The organism is Hominilimicola sp., assembly GCF_046972485.1.
In the GTDB taxonomy this organism is placed as follows: Bacteria; Bacillota; Clostridia; order UBA1381; family UBA1381; genus Hominilimicola; species Hominilimicola fabiformis.
On the sequence record NZ_JBKVWU010000042.1, the window covers coordinates 1 to 16,661 of the forward strand.

Below are 16,661 nucleotides of genomic sequence, written 5' to 3' on the forward strand. Positions count from 1 at the left end.
GCTATGCTCTTTAAGCATTTCAAAATCAATTCTCGGCTTATAATAAAATCCGTCAATATATCCCGCCGAAACAAGTTTTATAAGATTTTTATAACCCTTTTGATTTTCGGCAAGCAAAATAAGGTGACTTGTTTTATTATCAATATCATGTACCTTATCAAAACGACTTCTCGGTGCCATATACACCTCACAGCCTATAACGGGGTGTATTCCCTGTGATTTTGCTTCACGATAAAAGTCAACCACGCCGTACATTGAGCCGTGGTCTGTAATGGCACACGAATCCATGCCAAGTTCTTTAACTCTTGCAACAAGTTTTTTTATACTTGCCTCACCGTCCAAAAGACTGTATTCGGTATGTGTATGAAGATGGCAAAACTGCATATGCCCCAAACCTCCTTTATATCGTTTCCGCTAACTCAACCAATCTGCTCAGTCTGTGATTTACACCCGATTTGCCAATCGGCGGATTTGTTTTTTCACCCAATTCTTTCAAACTGTCCTCGGGATATTCTTCGCGTAAAATCGCTATTTCCTTTAATACATCGGGCAGTTTGTCCCATTGTTTTGCGTCCTTGATTTTTTTTATCGCAAACAAATGCTTTGATGACGCCTTCGCAGCTTTGTTCGTGTTGGCATTTTCACAATTTACACGTCTGTTGACTTCGTTACGCATTTCTTTTTCAATCTGTACCGAAAACAGTTCAAACGCCCCTTGTGCCGCGCCCATATATCCGAGTATATCCGCAATTTCTTCGCTGCCCTTGATATAAACAACATTATACCCTTTACGGTATGTTATTTTTGAATTAAAACCCTCATTTTTAAGCAATTTCTGCAAACGAAGTGCCTGCTCATCGCTTTTCGTATTAAATTCCATATGATACCCTTTTTGAGGGTCTGTAACAGAGCCACCGCCCAAAAACGCACCACGCACAAACGATGCTCTGCAACACGAAAACGGTATATCGTCCGATTGCGATATACCGCCTGTGATATTTTCAACCTGATATATATTATCTATAATAATACGCTGTACTTTTGAAATAACCTGTGTTTCCACCTGTATTCCGTAAGCCGTATTTATATCCGCTGTTATTCTCTTTGCAATGTTTTCGTTTTCTGTTGCAAACTTAATGCTGTCACTGCCTATATTTCCTCCGAACATCAATGCTCCGGACAATTCATATGCAGCACAGTTCATACAACCGTATTCACTCTTACACAGCTTTTCTTTTATCTGTGATGAAAAAGACATTAAAATAATCCTCTCATATCTTTATCTTATTTATTTTCAAAATAATTTACGTCACTGCCCAATCTCATAATAGTTCTTGCCAAACGGCTGAAATTGTGACGGATTTTATCGTTTCGTACAAGCAAAAGATTACCTTGTACAAGTTTCGCTCTTTTGAGAACGTTTATTGAGTCAATCATAACTTCACGCGCATGTTCGGACGCGTACTTAATCCTAAGACTTTCGGGAATTATTGCGTTATTCGCAATAACTATATCCGCAATACCCTCATACGAATGACGTTCAATCGCCGCAAGGTGATCGGACACCGTATAATTTTCCGTTTCGCCTGCCTGGCTCATTATGTTGCACACATAAATTTTTACGGCATTACTCTTTTTGATTGCGTCAACAACACCGTCCACAAGCAAATTAGGTATAATACTCGTGTAAAGACTTCCCGGTCCTAAAACAATTATATCGGCTTTTTCAAGAGCCTTTATAACTCCGTCAACAGCCTTTGGTTTTTCGGGATTAACCATTAATTTAACTATACCGTTTTTAGGACCGTCATGGTGTACGCCGATATGCGACTCACCCTCAATCAGTCTGCCGTCCTCAAGCAATGCTCTTAGCGTTACAGACTCATTCGTAACGGGATACACCGTTCCTACCACACCTGTAAGGTGGCTGAATTTTTTTACCGCCTCATCAAAGCTTGACGAGGTTTCATTAAGTGCCGCCAAAAAAAGATTGCCAAGACTGTGACCTTTTAAACTTCCGTCTTTAAATCTGAAATTCAAAAGTTCTCCCATTACGGGATCAACCTCTGCCAACGCACTTACGCAGTTTCTCACGTCACCGGGTGCAAGCATACCGAGGTCACTTCTAAGTATTCCCGATGAACCGCCGTCATCGGCAACCGTTACAACCGCTGTTATATTATGAGTATGTAGCTTTAGACCCTTGAGCATAGTCGAAAGACCTGTTCCTCCGCCTATCGCCACAACCTTTGTATCTGAAATCATCTGCCATTAACTCCTTTCACAAAGCTAACGTCGGCGAAATATTCGCCTTTTAAACTATTCCCTGCCCATATCACGATACGATACATTAACCGTATAGTCACATGATTTTAAATAATCCGCAAGTTTATTTGTCATAGTAACACTTCTGTGTTTACCGCCTGTACAACCGATTGCGATTGTAAGAGAAATTTTTCCCTCCTCAATGTAAAGAGGTATCATAAATTCCATAAAATCTTCGAGCTTTTCCATAAAAGTAACCGATTTCGGAAAGCTCATAACATAGTCCTGAACTTCCTTATCATTACCTGTTTTATGCTTTAATTCATCAATATAGAACGGATTCGGAAAACATCTTACGTCAAACACAAGGTCGGCGTCAAGCGGCATACCGTATTTAAAACCGAATGCCATTACATTAATTTCAAGTCCTTGCTTTGTATCGCCTGACGCATAAATTTCTTTTAATTCCTGCAAAAGTCCCTGCGCCGTAAGATGTGACGTATCTATAACATAGTCCGAAGCCTCGTAAAGAGCGGAAAGCATTTTTCTTTCCTGTCTTATTGATGCTAAAAGCCCGTTTGTATTTTCAATAGGGTGCATACGTCGTGTTTCTTTATATCTCTTTACAAGTGTTTCATCATCCGCATTGATGTACAAAAGTTTGCAATCGTATCCCTTTTGCTTTAAATCATCAATCTGTGCCAAAAGTTCATTTATCATATCGCCGACACGGGTATCGACAACGAATGCAACATTATTAAATTTACCGTTTACCGAAGTCAGCATTTCCGAAAACTTCGGTATAAGCATAGGAGGCATATTATCTATACAAAAATATCCCATATCCTCCAAATATCTTATTACTTTAGTTTTTCCGCTGCCCGACATTCCTGTTACTATTGTATATTGCATCCGATTTCTTCTCCTTACTGTTCCCCTATAAGCCTTACTTCAGGCTCTAATTTCACTCCGAATTTTTCTTCCACGGTATCTTGTACATACTTAATTAAATCCAAAACATCCTTAGCCGTTGCACCGCCTTTGTTCACAACAAAGCCTGCGTGTTTGTCGCTGACCATTGCACCGCCTACGGAATATCCCATAAGTCCCGCATCCTGTATCAGCTTACCTGCAAAATAGCCCTCCGGACGTTTAAATGTACTTCCCGCCGACGGCTGTGACAAAGGCTGTTTATCACTTCGTCTTTTATTGTAATCAGCCATCAATGCCTTAATTTCGTCATAATTGCCTTTTTTAAGTTTTAATTTACAAGATAGAATGGTATAACCGCCGTTTTCAAACATACTGTGACGATAACCGAAATCAAGCTTATCTGCCGTTTCGGTTTTTATAAGTCCGTCAGGACATATAAATGTTACGTTTTCAATTATATCCTTAAGCTCACCGCCGTAAGCTCCTGCATTCATATATATACCGCCGCCGAGTGTACCCGGTATTCCGCCGGCAAATTCAAAACCGGTAAGATTAGCCTCAAGGATTTTCTTTGAAAGCGTTGACATCAGTATTCCTGCGTCGGCATATACTTCTTCACCCTCAATTCTGCACTTTGACATACCGTTTCCGATGTGTATGACAACGCCTCTTATACCGCCGTCACCGACAAGCATATTTGATCCGTTGCCCATAAGCATATACGGTGTATCGGTATCTTTGCAAAAATGAATAATTTTTTCGATTTCAAGTGCGTTTTCAGGCGATACAAACGCGTCTGCCGTGCCGCCTATTCTGAATGTTGTATGCTTACTCATAGGTTCATCGTAAACAACATTGTCAGTAATAGCCGAAAGTCTTTCTCTGTCTAACATATATTCCGCCTTTCCGTAATTACATATGCCACTTAAACAGCTCTTTTCCCTTTTCTTTCATATATGCTTCAAATGATTTTAAATCTCTGTTTATAACCAATTTTTCGGGGAATGAAATTTCACTGAGCATACCAAGCGCATTATTGTAATTACCCAAATCAAACGTAATGTGTGCGTCAGAACTTACAACTATTCCGACTTCTTTTTCTTTGCATATTTCCGCAATTTTTCTGCAATTCGGAATACTTGCTTTTCTGACGTCAAACGAATGATTGTTTATTTCTATTAGCTTATGATTTTTCTTTGCAAGGTCTATGATTTTTTCATAATCATACGCAAATGCCGGTGAACCGCTGTGACATATAACATCCACAAGAGGGTTGTTGACTATCGCCAAATATGCGCTCGTATGGTCTGTCGCGTCACCGTCCTTGTAGCAAGGTGCGTGTATACTTGCATTTACAACGTCAAGTTTTTCAAGTACCTCATCGGCAAGGTCTATATTACCCTCCAAGTCAAGTATATTCACTTCCGCACCGTATAATATCTTTACACCGTATATTTCACGCGGAATGGCCTTCAAATTCTGAAAATGCCAAGGGTGTGCACCGTCGGGAATAGCAGGTGCGTGGTCTGTTATCGCAATAGCCTCCATTCCTGCCTCCGACGCATATTTTGCCATTTCAAGAACCGTTGAATACGCGTGTGTACTTGCCAATGTATGTGTATGTGTGTCCAATAATATCTTCACGTTATATCTTCCTTATCTAAAAATTACAATAGTTTGGAGCTATCGACATTTGTCGACAGGCTCTTTACAAATTACCAAGCTGACTTTCCATCTGGCTCATAAGTCTGTTGTTAAGCTCAACAGCCGCATTATATCCCATACGTTTCTGTCTGTTATTCATTGACGCAACTTCGACAATTACCGCAAGGTTTCTGCCAAGTTTTACAGGTATCGTAAGTGACGGTACGTTTATACCCATTATATTTGTATACTCATCCACCATACCGAGTCTGTCATATTGCTTGCCCTCTTCCCAAGGCTCAAGATGAATAATCATATCAATATTTTCAGTGTCTTTAACCGCACCTATACCGAATATTTCCTTTACGTCAATAATACCGATACCGCGCAGTTCAACGAAGTGACGTATAATTTCAGGTGACGAGCCGACAAGCGTCTTGTCCGAAACTCTCTTAATTTCAACCGCGTCATCGGCAACAAGTCTGTGACCTCTCTTAACAAGCTCGATAGCCGTTTCACTCTTTCCGACGCCGCTCTCACCCAAAATAAGAATACCCTCGCCGTATACTTCGACAAGCACACCGTGACGTGTACGTCTTGGCGCAAGCTGTACATTAAGATACGCAATAAGCGCACTCATAAATGCCGAAGTACCGCTCTCACTTCTCAAAAGCGGAACATTATACTTTTCAGCCAATTCAATCATTTCAGGGAAAATCTGAAGTCCTCTTGTGACGATAAGTGCAGGAATATGCTGTGACATAAGTTTTTCAATCTTCTCCGCTCTCTCGTCGGCATGGAACTGTTCAAGGTAAGTAAATTCAACCTTTCCCATAATCTGAATACGACTATTGTCAAAATAATCGAAAAATCCCACCATTTGAAGTCCCGGTCGGTTTACGTCTGTATTTGTTATCATTACAGAATCAAGATCATCAGTTTCGTAAATCTTTTCAAGTTCAAACTCCTCAATAACCTTTTTTAGCGGGAGCTTATATTCATCAACATTCATCATTTGGAACGTCCGCCTTTCATGACATTTTTATAAATATCCTATTTTATTATTATAACCCATACCGATACATTTTTCAATAAAAAATACATAAGTTTTTAGCTGTATTTACGGTCATAATATGTGCAAAAGCATAATTTTAAAAAAATTTAATAAAAAAGTAATAAAAGTCTTGCATTATTAAAAATTTTGTGTTAAAATATTTCTTGATGTTTTAACAAACGTGTCAGGAGGTGTAATGAAATGGCAAAATGTGATGTTTGCGGAAAAGGCGTTGCTTTCGGTATTAAGGTCAGCCACTCTCACAGAAGATCTAACAGAACTTGGAAGCCAAACGTAAGAAAGGTTAGAGCAGTTGTTAACGGCTCAGTTAAGTCAATGCATGTTTGTACTCGTTGCCTACGCAGCGGAAAGGTAGAACGTGCTGTTTGATTACTTTTTTAGATAGAGACAGCTTGCTATTTTTTAGGCAAGCTGTTTTTTTCTTACTTTTATTCATTACATACCGCAATTTATTTTCAAAAAATAAGTCATTTTTTTTATAAATTAAATTGCTTTTTATTGGTTTTTCTGTTATAATAGTTTAGAATAGATTTTGAAGGGGTGTATCGGATTGGAGAAACTCTTAGTCAAGGGTGGTAACAAGCTTAGAGGCGAAGTTACTATAAGCGGTGCAAAGAATGCCGCAGTCGCAATATTGCCGGCTTGCCTTTTGGTTAAAGGTAATTGCAGAATTGAAAATCTGCCTGATATAAAAGACGTAAAATTATTTTTACGAATACTTGAACAGCTTAATGCTGATGTTAAATATATAGATAAAAATACTGTTGATATAGATTGTACAAATGTTGATTCATATCGTCCGTTGGGTGAGCTTACCCGCAAAATGCGTGGTTCAAGCTATCTTATGGGTGCACTTTTGGGTCGTTTTTCTAATTTTATTGTTGATCCGCCGGGAGGATGTGACTTTGGTACACGTCCTATCGACCAACATATAAAAGCATTTAAAACGCTCGGTGCTGACATTGATACATCAAAAGGTATTATCGAAGGTTCTGCCGAAAATCTTTCGGGCGGAAATATTTTCTTTGACGTTATAACCGTCGGAGCGACAATCAACGCTATGCTTGCGGCGACAACCGCAAACGGTGTTACCGTTATCGAAAATGCAGCAAAAGAACCGCATATTGTTGATCTTGCGAATTTTCTTAACAATATGGGTGCAAACATAAGAGGTGCGGGAACTGATACAATTAAAATTAAAGGTACAAAAGATTTGCACGGCGGAACATACACAATTATCCCCGACCAAATTGAAGCAGGTACATTTATGATAGCGGCAGCCGCTACAAGAGGCGATGTTGTTCTTAAAAATGTAATTCCGCGTCACCTTGAAATCATAAGTGCAAAACTTATCGAGGCAGGCGTTAATATTTCAGAGGGTGAAGACAGCGTAAGAGTTTGGGTTAATGACGATACAAAGTTTAAACACATTAATTTTATCGCTATGCCTTATCCCGGATTTCCTACCGATATGCAGCCTCAGCTTGTAACGTTCCTTACAACAATCGAGGGTACAAGTATGGCGCGTGAAGGTGTTTGGGACAATCGTTTCAGATATGTAAACGAATTAAAGCGTATGGGTGCTGATATTCGAGTTGAGGGCAAACTTGCGATTATTGACGGTGTTAATTCACTTATCGGTGCACACGTTAAGGCAACAGACCTTCGTGCAGGTGCGGCAATGATTATTGCCGGTCTTATGGCTGAGGGTACTACCGAAATCACCGACATCTATCATATTGACAGAGGTTACGAAAACTTTGAAGAAAAGTTCGTTAACCTCGGCGGCAGTATTGAAAGAGTACAAGTCGTTGACGATTTATTGGATTAATTCAAAAATACAAGCCTGCTTGACTTTTGTCGGCAGGCTTAATTAATTTTAGGAAGGTTAAAATGGCTACTTTTGTTTCACTTATAAGCGGTTCGTCCGGTAATGCGACATTCGTTTCGGACGGCAAAACAAATTTACTTATAGATTGCGGTATGTCGGGTGCAAAATTAAAAGAATCGCTTCACGCTATTGACGTAATGCCCGAAAGCATTGACGCACTCCTAATAACGCACGAACACGTTGACCATACAAAAGGTGCAGGGGTTATTTCAAGACGCTACAATATTCCTATTTACACCACACAAGGGACTCATACAAGTATGGATATAGGCAATATCGCCGATGAAAATATTAAAATAATCACCGAAGATACAGATTTTGAAATAGGCAATATCGGAATACGTCCTTTTGCAATTCCGCATGACGCCGCACAACCTGTCGGTTTTAATTTTATGATTGGCGATGAAAAATATTCACTTGCAACAGATATAGGTAAAATAACAAAAAGTATTTTAGAAAAGATAACAGGCAGTAAAAAAATATTGCTTGAATCAAATCACGATGTTGAAATGCTGAAATGCGGTACATATCCGTATCCGCTGAAACGCAGAATATTGGGTGAATACGGTCACTTGTCAAACGAAACCGCCTCAAAAGTCGCTCTGCACCTTGTACAGAACGGCACCGAACACATTATGCTCGGTCATTTAAGCAAAGAAAACAACCGTCCGGAAATAGCTATGCTCGAAACATACAATTTACTTTCACAGTCGGGGGTTGATGTCGGCAAAGATATGACTTTGCAGGTTGCCGACAGATATAAGCCCACTTTATTTTAAACGGAGGAAAATATGAATATAACTGTTATTTCCGTAGGCAAAATTAAAGAAAAATATTTCACTGCCGCTATTGACGAATATTCAAAGCGACTTTCAAGGTTCGCGAAATTAAATATAATCGAAGTAGCCGATGAAAAGATACCCGATAATGCGTCCGAAAAGGAAATGGAGCAAATAAAAGAAAAAGAAGGAAATAAAATCCTTGCAAAACTTCCGCAAAATTCGTTTGTCGTTACACTTTGTATTGAGGGTAAGGAACATTCTTCCGAAGAATTAGCGAAAAAAATCGCCGATATTTCAATGACTTCAAGTCATATTACATTCATAATCGGCGGCTCACTCGGTCTTTCCGATACCGTAAAATCAAAGTCGGCATTAAGATTGAGTTTCGGTAAAATGACACTTCCCCACCAGCTTATGCGTGTCGTTCTTCTTGAACAAATTTACCGTGCATTTAAAATTAATAATAATGAAAGTTATCATAAATAAAGGAGTGGCTTAGCCACTCCTTTTGAATTATCTGTTATTGTTTATAAATTCAACAACATCATTAACTGCATCATCAATATTCTTTTCAACAGCATTTTCTGCTGTTCTTTCCTTATATTCAACAACGCCCTCGCCGCATTTTTTACCTACGACAATTCTTACAGGAATACCGATAAGGTCAGCGTCTTTGAACTTAACGCCGGCTCTTTCGTTTCTGTCGTCAAGCAATACTTCTATTCCCTTTGCCTTTAGGTCATTATATACTTTTTCGGCAATTTCACTCTGTTCTTCATTCTTAGAATTTACAGGGATAACGATTGCGTGATACGGTGCGATTGATACAGGCCAGATAATACCGTTTTCGTCATTGTTTTGCTCGATAGCCGCTGCAAGACAACGTGTAACACCTATACCGTAGCAACCCATAATAACAGTCTTGCTCTTTCCTGTTTCGTCAAGGCTCTTTAGTCCAAGTGCGTCAGAATACTTTGTACCAAGCTTGAATATATGTCCTACTTCGATACCTTGAGCAGTCTTTATAGGCTTGCCGCACTTAGGGCAAACGTCGCCTGTTTCGATTGTACGAATATCAGCAACTTCTGTCGGTGTGAAGTCCTTATTGATATTTACGTTCTTATAGTGCATATCTGTTTCATTTGCACCAACAATAAAGTTCTTCATCATCGCAACTTCTTTATCAACGTATACAGGAATATCAAGTCCCACAGGGCCTGCAAAACCAACTTCTGCATTTGTAATCTGTCTTACCATAAACGGCTCGGCAAGTTCCAAATCGTCCACACAGCCGACAAGATTTTTAAGTTTAACTTCGTTGACTTCCCTGTCACCTCTTACCATTGCGGCAATATACTTATCGTCAGCCTTATATATTATAGTCTTTGCAAAGTTATAAGCCTCTGCATTTAAGAAACTTACAAGTTCCTCGATTGTATGAGCATTCGGAGTATGGATTTTTTCCATATCCAAATCACCATACGGTGACGGCTTTTCTTGAGGAATACATTCAGCTTTTTCATAGTTAGCCGCATATCCGCAGTCATCACAATAAGCAATACCGTCCTCGCCTATTGGCGACTTAACCATAAATTCCTGACTTCCGCTGCCGCCCATAGCGCCGCTGTCAGCGTCAACGATAGTGAAATCAAGTCCAAGACGGTTGAATATTCTGCAATATGCGTCATACATTTTTTGATATGACTTATCAAGTCCTTCTTCCGTAAGGTCAAAGCTGTACGCGTCCTTCATTATAAATTCACGGCTTCTTATAATGCCGAATCTCGGACGTCCCTCGTCACGATACTTATGCTGAATTTGATATAAAGTCATTGGATATTCTTTATATGAACGAACACTGTCAATTACAGTTTGAGTGAAAAGTTCCTCGTGTGTAGGACCAAGACAGAAATCACGGTCGTTTCTGTCTTTCATTTTGAACATACTCGGTCCGAACACTTCCCATCTGCCCGACGCCTGATAAGCCTCAGCAGGCAAAAGTGCCGACATCAAAAGTTCCTGTGCGCCTGCGTTGTCCATTTCTTCACGGACAATCTGTTCAACCTTTTGCAAAGTGCGAAGTCCAAGCGGAAGATATGAGTATATACCTGCCGCAAGTTTTCTGATAAGACCTGCTCTCAACATTAATTTATGACTTGTTATTTCCGCCTCTGCCGGTACTTCTCTAAGCGTCGGCATAAGCAAGTTAGACATTCTCATTATATAAATTCCTCTCTTTATTAATATTTATCACTCTTAATAAGCGTGCCGATACCTGTCTTTGTAAAGATTTCAAGTAACAGGCAATGCGGTATACGTCCGTCAATGATATGCGCACCCGTAACACCGCCGTCGATTGATTCAAGACAGCCAAGTACCTTTGGTATCATACCGCCGCTGATGCTGCCGTCATGTATCATTTCGTATATTTCATTTTTATGTATTTCGGCAATAACATTACCGTCTTTATCCTTAATACCCTCAACATCAGTAAGCAAAATAAGTTTTTCCGCCTCAACAGACGCCGCAACTGCCGCCGCAACCGTATCTGCATTGATGTTATAGCTGTTGCCGTCCTCATCGGTACCGATAGGAGCGATAACAGGGATATATTGATCTGATGACAATAAGTCAATCAAACAATGCTTAACGTGAACAATATCGCCGACATAGCCTATATCAACCTTTTCGCCGTCTACTTCCGTATACTGCTTTTTACACTCGATAAAACTGCCGTCAATACCACTGATACCGACTGCACGACCGCCGTTTGTATTAAGAAGTGCGACAATTTCTTTATTTGTTTTGCCTATAAGTACCTGTTGAGCAGTCTGCATTGTGATATCGTCCGTCACACGCAAACCGTTTACGAATTTACTCTTTACACCGCGTTCGTTAAGAGCCTTTGAAATATCGGGGCCTCCGCCGTGTACGACAATCGGATTAAGTCCGATAAACTTCAAAAGAGTAATATCCTCCATCACGGAGTTCTTTAATTCTTCGTTTATCATAGCATTGCCGCCGTATTTGATAACGACGGTTTTGCCGGAAAATTTCTGTATATACGGAAGTGCCTCTATAAGTATTCCCGCTTTTTTTATAAGTTCTTGCATTACTTCCACCCTCTATTATAAATAAAATCCCGGATTTGTAAGGGCTGTCTTTTCGTCCAAGCCGAATAACAAGTTCATATTCTGAACAGCTTGTCCCGCAGCACCCTTTACAATATTGTCAAGTGACGATACGACTACGGCTCTTTGAAGTCTTTCATCATAGCACACGCCTATATCAACGAAGTTTGAACCTGCAACGTGTTTTGTTTCAGGCAAGTCGCCCACTTCCTTAACTCTTACAAAAAATTCGTCCTTATAAAATTCCTTGTACATTTCCGTAAGTTCTTCCGCACTTGACTTTCTGTTTAGATTTACATAGATTGTCGAAAGTATTCCGCGTTTTTGCGGAATAAGGTGTGGCGTAAACGAAATCATTATTTCTTCACCTGCAACATTGCTAAGCTCCTGCTCGATTTCAGAAGTATGACGGTGAGTTGCTACCTTATACGCTTTCATATTTTCAGTACATTCGCAGAAACTGTTTTGAAGTTTAAGACCGCGTCCTGCACCTGTAACACCGGATTTTGCGTCAACAATAATATTCTTTGTTTCAGCAATTTTATTTGCCAAAAGCGGAACTGTTCCGAGTATTGAACAAGTTGTGTAACAGCCGGGGTTACCGATAAGTCTTGCATTCTTAATCTTATCTCTGTGAAGTTCGGGAAGTCCGTAAACAGACTCCTTTAAAAGTTCGGGTGATGAATGTTTTTCACCGTACCACTTTTCATACACAGCCACGTCATCATATCTGTAATCACCGCTAAGGTCGATAACTTTAAGACCTTTTTCAAGTAATGACGGAATTACCGATTTTGACGCACCGTGCGGAAGTGCGGTAAATGCCACATCACAAGCACCGACCTTATCAAGGTCAAGTTCTTCACATTCCTTTTCAAGTACATGATTGAAGTTCTTATAAACATCACTTATCTTCTGTCCCGCAAAACTGTGCGAACCGAGTATTTCAATACTTACCTCCGGATGTGATGTTAATAATCTTACAAGCTCAATACCTGCATATCCCGTTGCTCCGAGAACTGCCGCTTTTATCATTTCGTATCCTTCCTTCCAAATAAAAAATAAGGCACTTTATCGTTTTTTTACCCTATTTTTTGCTACTATCTAATTAATTATAATACACATTTTGAAATTTGTAAAGGGTAAAATGCCACATTATTGTAATATGCTCTTAACAAAAATCAAGTTGAATTGTCACAGATTTACTTGTATAATGTATAATATTAAGAATTATGTAAACATAGGGGGGTGTGATGTTGAAAAACAGAATATTCAGCTTGTTATCTGTTTTCTGTTCGATTGTAATTTTAATGTCCTGTCTTACGTTCAGCACTGTTGTTGCTGATGAGCCTGTCGGCAAGATGGCGGCGGTATATGCTTATGTACTTAATAACTATTTGTACACTTACAGTTCAATGCACACCGAAAACGCAGGTGATTCTCTTTCAATTTCGGAGGACAATATACCTAACGGCGTTGTGTACAGTGATATAGTAAATTTTGACGCAAATGAAAATCCGTATCTTGTTATTTTCCTTGCGGACAGCGGATACACTACCGCTTCATGTCACGTTTGGAAATATGACGAAGAAACGGAAAATGCGGAACGTATCGCTATTTTAGACGTTAATTACAATCAAATACCGCTTGGTCAATCGGGTGTATTTTCTCTCGGTTCAAGCGCTGAAAAACGTTATATAACATACAAGGTGTTTGAAGGTGACGAACTTGTTCACGCGGATTATTACACCGTTATCGACGGTGATGCGTTTGAATATGTAAACGCACCGCAGGTGCTTTCGGAAACAGGTGTTATGGACTTCAGTTCGGAATATTTCCACCCAAATATAGACGTTTCCCAATATAACAAAAATATCGGCGACTTTTTCGACAAATTGAAAAACTCCGCCGCCGACAGTGTTACATATGAGGATATTGCGGAACGTTTGAGTGATGAGGACGAACATCAGATTGAGGAAGTTCTTAAAAATGTAGTAAGCTATACCGATTTTGATATTGCAAACTACACGACTATGGACGAATACCAAAACGCACTTAACGTCGAACCGAACGGTGACAGATTTTATCTGATTTCAGAGGCATATAATCTTGGTGACGAGATTTATTACGTTCGTTTCTCTACCGACCGTTCATATTACAACTATGCACTTTTGCGCAGAAGTGATATGGCTGATAACGGTTATCAGATTTTGAAGGTCAGAACGGACTGTATACCTCTTTCGGACAGAGAACTTAAACAGATAAAAGCCGATTACGACAGAAACACTTTACTTTATAAAAAATCAAAAGGTACTCTGAAGCTTTCAAAAACATCAAAGTATGATGACAGCGACGGTCTTTCAGAGCCTACAAAAGCACCGGCTATTCATATTGAGAAATCATTAAAGAGTTCAACCCGTCTGCCGGCAGTATGCTTGGGCGGCGGTATCGCAATAGCCTTGCTTACCGTTTTATGGGTTTACCTTTACAGTGACAACAATTAAAAACGAAAATCCGATGGTATGAAACCATCGGATTTTTTGATTATTTTTTATTTTTCTTTTTAAATTTCCACGTTTTTTCTTTAAGTTTTGCAAGCTGTTCTTCGTATCGTCTTGATGTCAAATTCGGGAATGCTTTAATAATACGTTTTTGGAATATATGCGTTTCTTTAACAAGATTATCGTACTTCGCTTTAAGTTCGTCCAAATCGTCCTTATGCTTTAACTTGATTTCTTCTTTCTTATGCTCGTACTTCTCTTTCATATCGTCCAAATTCTCACGAATTTCCTGTACGTTTTCACTGTTGTATATCTCAATGCCCTTTTTCATAATATCGTTGGCACCGTCATAAATATGTTCGCCGACTTCGTCGGAAACATTATGAATTTTCTTCGCAATATCATTCATAAGTTTAACACGTTTTGTAAGATTATTAATGGTTATAACGGTTATAATAACATCAGCCACAAACACTGCCGCAAAAAATACAACTACAACAAGTCCCAACATATGCGGTATAAATCTTACAAATCCGAGTATAACAGGGTGAATACCTTTCATAAGTGTGATACACACAAACCCCCAATATATCGAAAATTTAAGGCATATGTAACCGCCTATGTTAAACGGCATATCCGTATAATCCCACCAACGTGCGTGAAATATTTTGTCGAGTGCAAAACCTGTAATCAGTTCCAATATTGACGTAAGCAACGCTGAGCCGACAAAAAGTAAAAATATATTGTCTTTTATCGGCGTAAGACATAATACAACTATCACACCGCCGACACCGTATATCGGACAAACAGGTCCGTTTAGGAAACCGCGGTTTATAAAATGACCTTCATTAAGTCCGCAAAATACTACTTCGATACACCAACCGAAAAATGCGTAAATGAAGAATAGCCATAAAAGTTCATAAATTGAATAGCCTAATATCATTTGTTAATTCCTTTCTCTGATATTTTTAGAAAATATTATTTTTTGTATATCATAAAATTGTTCACATTGCTGCTTTGCAGCTTGCGATGCCGTACGCAGGTACTGCCTCAAGCAAAAAAGTAGTGCTGCGGGGAATTTCAGTTGTCTTACTTTGTATCTTTATTGATGTATTCCGCTCTTAATTTCGAATACATAATCTTCTGACTGCTGTATAGTCCGTAATACCCCGATAACATATAACTCACACCTGCCGCAATAGCAAAAAGTATAAAGCCTTTTGAGCCGAACAATTCAATACTTAAAACTATCGACGCAATCGGACAGTTAAGCACACCGCAGAACATTGCAATCATTCCGATTGCCGCCGCAAATCCCGGATTTAAACCGAACAAATGACCGACAACACAACCGAATGTCGCACCGATAAAGAATGTCGGAACAATCTCTCCGCCTTTAAATCCCGCACCGATTGTTATTGCAGTGAACACAATTTTCAATACCCACGCCCAACCTTTTGCGTGACCGCCGACAACGGCATGTTCAATTATATCCATTCCCGAACCGTTATAATCTCGTGAGCCTGTTAAATATGTAAGTGCGATTATCGCCAACGCACCGACAACTACTCTTATATATGGATTTTTAAACCATATTTTTAAATATCTTGCCGTATAGTGCATTGTCGCACAGAATATTATGCTTAGTTCCGCACACAATGCTGAAATAAGTATTGTCTGTAAAATCGTTATAACGCCTGTTTGCGGAATAACGGTTATTGCGAATTGAGTCGGCTCAAGTCCGGCAAATCTTGTAACCAAAAATGCCGCAAGTGATGACATAAGACACGGCACAAGTGCCGAATAATACATAATTCCCACGCTTGTCACACCGAGTGCAAACACAGCCGCCGTTATAGGTGTACCGAACAGAGCCGAAAACACCGCACTCATTCCGCACATTACAACCATATGCATATCTTTTTCATCAAGCTTAAAAAGTCTGCCGATATTGCTTCCTATACTTCCGCCAAGCTGAAGCGCCGCACCTTCTCTGCCGGCACTGCCGCCGCAAAGATGAGTTATAACCGTACTTACAAATATAAGCGGTGCAAGTGAAATAGGTACTTTTTCATCATTTCTTATTGACGAAATAATACTGTCCGTACCCTTGTTTTCAAGCATTTTACACGCTTTGTACATTGCCACGATTATAATACCGCCTATCGGAAGAAACAGTACAAACCAATCGTGCATTGTAAAAATAATATTCGCATAATTTACACTCATATGAAACAAAGCGCCGACGCATCCACCAACCACTCCGATTATTATTGAAATCAACGCCCATTTCAAAAATGTAATAACGTAATTTGACGCAGATTTCATTTTTCCAATCGCTATATCCTTTATCATATTTATCTCCCTGTTTCTTTTTATAATATATTAAATTATATCATTTTACACCGTTTTTTTCAACATATTTATATGCTAAATATT

17 protein-coding genes are annotated in these 16,661 nt (G+C 39.4%); 5 read left to right on the forward strand and 12 right to left on the reverse strand.

The genetic code is table 11. From position 1 onward, the window contains the following. The 7 genes from ACLTU0_RS06235 to hprK form a co-directional block, all read right to left on the reverse strand. Positions 1 to 384, reverse strand: a 384-nt coding sequence (locus tag ACLTU0_RS06235; protein ID WP_412321675.1) for a PHP domain-containing protein, incomplete at its 3' end; no start/stop codon positions are given. A 16-nt stretch (positions 385 to 400) separates the two neighbouring features. Beyond that, positions 401 to 1,258 carry a DNA-binding protein WhiA gene (gene whiA, locus ACLTU0_RS06240; RefSeq protein WP_022230416.1) on the reverse strand — a complete coding sequence of 286 codons (858 nt, stop codon included), beginning with the start codon at positions 1,256 to 1,258 and terminating at the stop codon, positions 401 to 403. 26 nt (positions 1,259 to 1,284) lie between these two features. Further along, positions 1,285 to 2,265 carry a gluconeogenesis factor YvcK family protein gene (locus ACLTU0_RS06245; protein ID WP_412321676.1) on the reverse strand — a complete coding sequence of 327 codons (981 nt, stop codon included), beginning with the start codon at positions 2,263 to 2,265 and terminating at the stop codon, positions 1,285 to 1,287. Between the two features lie 54 nt (positions 2,266 to 2,319). Then, complete coding sequence (rapZ, locus tag ACLTU0_RS06250) at positions 2,320 to 3,177, reverse strand: RNase adapter RapZ (protein ID WP_022230414.1); 858 nt, start codon at positions 3,175 to 3,177, stop codon at positions 2,320 to 2,322. A gap of 14 nt (positions 3,178 to 3,191) precedes the next feature. After that, the gene (murB, locus tag ACLTU0_RS06255; RefSeq protein ID WP_022230413.1) at positions 3,192 to 4,091 is read right to left on the reverse strand and encodes a UDP-N-acetylmuramate dehydrogenase; all 900 of its coding nucleotides are present in this window, start codon (positions 4,089 to 4,091) and stop codon (positions 3,192 to 3,194) included. 19 nt (positions 4,092 to 4,110) lie between these two features. Beyond that, positions 4,111 to 4,842 (reverse strand): phosphatase, encoded by a 732-nt coding sequence (locus ACLTU0_RS06260; RefSeq protein ID WP_147513532.1) that lies wholly within the window; start codon positions 4,840 to 4,842, stop codon positions 4,111 to 4,113. Positions 4,843 to 4,906: 64 nt separating this feature from the next. Then, the gene (gene hprK, locus ACLTU0_RS06265; protein ID WP_308456429.1) at positions 4,907 to 5,854 is read right to left on the reverse strand and encodes an HPr(Ser) kinase/phosphatase; all 948 of its coding nucleotides are present in this window, start codon (positions 5,852 to 5,854) and stop codon (positions 4,907 to 4,909) included. Between the two features lie 243 nt (positions 5,855 to 6,097). Here hprK and rpmB point away from each other — a divergent pair, with 243 nt between their 5' ends. From rpmB to rlmH, 4 genes are all read left to right on the forward strand, one after another. Beyond that, positions 6,098 to 6,286 carry a 50S ribosomal protein L28 gene (gene rpmB, locus ACLTU0_RS06270; RefSeq protein WP_022230410.1) on the forward strand — a complete coding sequence of 63 codons (189 nt, stop codon included), beginning with the start codon at positions 6,098 to 6,100 and terminating at the stop codon, positions 6,284 to 6,286. 181 nt (positions 6,287 to 6,467) lie between these two features. Next, positions 6,468 to 7,748, forward strand: a complete 1,281-nt coding sequence (locus tag ACLTU0_RS06275) for a UDP-N-acetylglucosamine 1-carboxyvinyltransferase (RefSeq protein ID WP_337600512.1) — start codon at positions 6,468 to 6,470, stop codon at positions 7,746 to 7,748. A gap of 62 nt (positions 7,749 to 7,810) precedes the next feature. Beyond that, complete coding sequence (locus ACLTU0_RS06280) at positions 7,811 to 8,587, forward strand: MBL fold metallo-hydrolase (RefSeq protein ID WP_147513530.1); 777 nt, start codon at positions 7,811 to 7,813, stop codon at positions 8,585 to 8,587. A 12-nt stretch (positions 8,588 to 8,599) separates the two neighbouring features. Further along, the gene (gene rlmH, locus ACLTU0_RS06285; protein ID WP_117965099.1) at positions 8,600 to 9,076 is read left to right on the forward strand and encodes a 23S rRNA (pseudouridine(1915)-N(3))-methyltransferase RlmH; all 477 of its coding nucleotides are present in this window, start codon (positions 8,600 to 8,602) and stop codon (positions 9,074 to 9,076) included. 27 nt (positions 9,077 to 9,103) lie between these two features. Here rlmH and ACLTU0_RS06290 read toward each other — a convergent pair whose 3' ends face one another. The 3 genes from ACLTU0_RS06290 to argC are packed head-to-tail and all read right to left on the reverse strand — an operon-like array spanning position 9,104 to position 12,756. Further along, positions 9,104 to 10,810: a proline--tRNA ligase gene (locus ACLTU0_RS06290; protein ID WP_412321677.1), complete on the reverse strand. Its 1,707-nt coding sequence runs from the start codon at positions 10,808 to 10,810 to the stop codon at positions 9,104 to 9,106. A 20-nt stretch (positions 10,811 to 10,830) separates the two neighbouring features. After that, positions 10,831 to 11,703: an acetylglutamate kinase gene (argB, locus tag ACLTU0_RS06295; RefSeq protein ID WP_022230405.1), complete on the reverse strand. Its 873-nt coding sequence runs from the start codon at positions 11,701 to 11,703 to the stop codon at positions 10,831 to 10,833. A gap of 15 nt (positions 11,704 to 11,718) precedes the next feature. After that, positions 11,719 to 12,756 (reverse strand): N-acetyl-gamma-glutamyl-phosphate reductase, encoded by a 1,038-nt coding sequence (argC, locus tag ACLTU0_RS06300; RefSeq protein WP_117965103.1) that lies wholly within the window; start codon positions 12,754 to 12,756, stop codon positions 11,719 to 11,721. Positions 12,757 to 12,974: 218 nt separating this feature from the next. Here argC and ACLTU0_RS06305 point away from each other — a divergent pair, with 218 nt between their 5' ends. Next, a complete protein-coding gene (locus ACLTU0_RS06305) occupies positions 12,975 to 14,225 on the forward strand; it encodes a hypothetical protein (protein WP_412321678.1) in 1,251 nt (416 codons plus the stop codon). Positions 14,226 to 14,265: 40 nt separating this feature from the next. Here the strand turns inward: ACLTU0_RS06305 and ACLTU0_RS06310 are convergent, their stop codons facing one another. Both ACLTU0_RS06310 and ACLTU0_RS06315 read right to left on the reverse strand, forming a co-directional pair. Then, the gene (locus ACLTU0_RS06310; protein ID WP_412321679.1) at positions 14,266 to 15,165 is read right to left on the reverse strand and encodes a putative ABC transporter permease; all 900 of its coding nucleotides are present in this window, start codon (positions 15,163 to 15,165) and stop codon (positions 14,266 to 14,268) included. 146 nt (positions 15,166 to 15,311) lie between these two features. Beyond that, entirely contained in the window at positions 15,312 to 16,577 is a 1,266-nt protein-coding gene (locus tag ACLTU0_RS06315) for a chloride channel protein (protein WP_412321680.1), read from the reverse strand. Positions 16,578 to 16,661 lie beyond the last annotated feature (84 nt).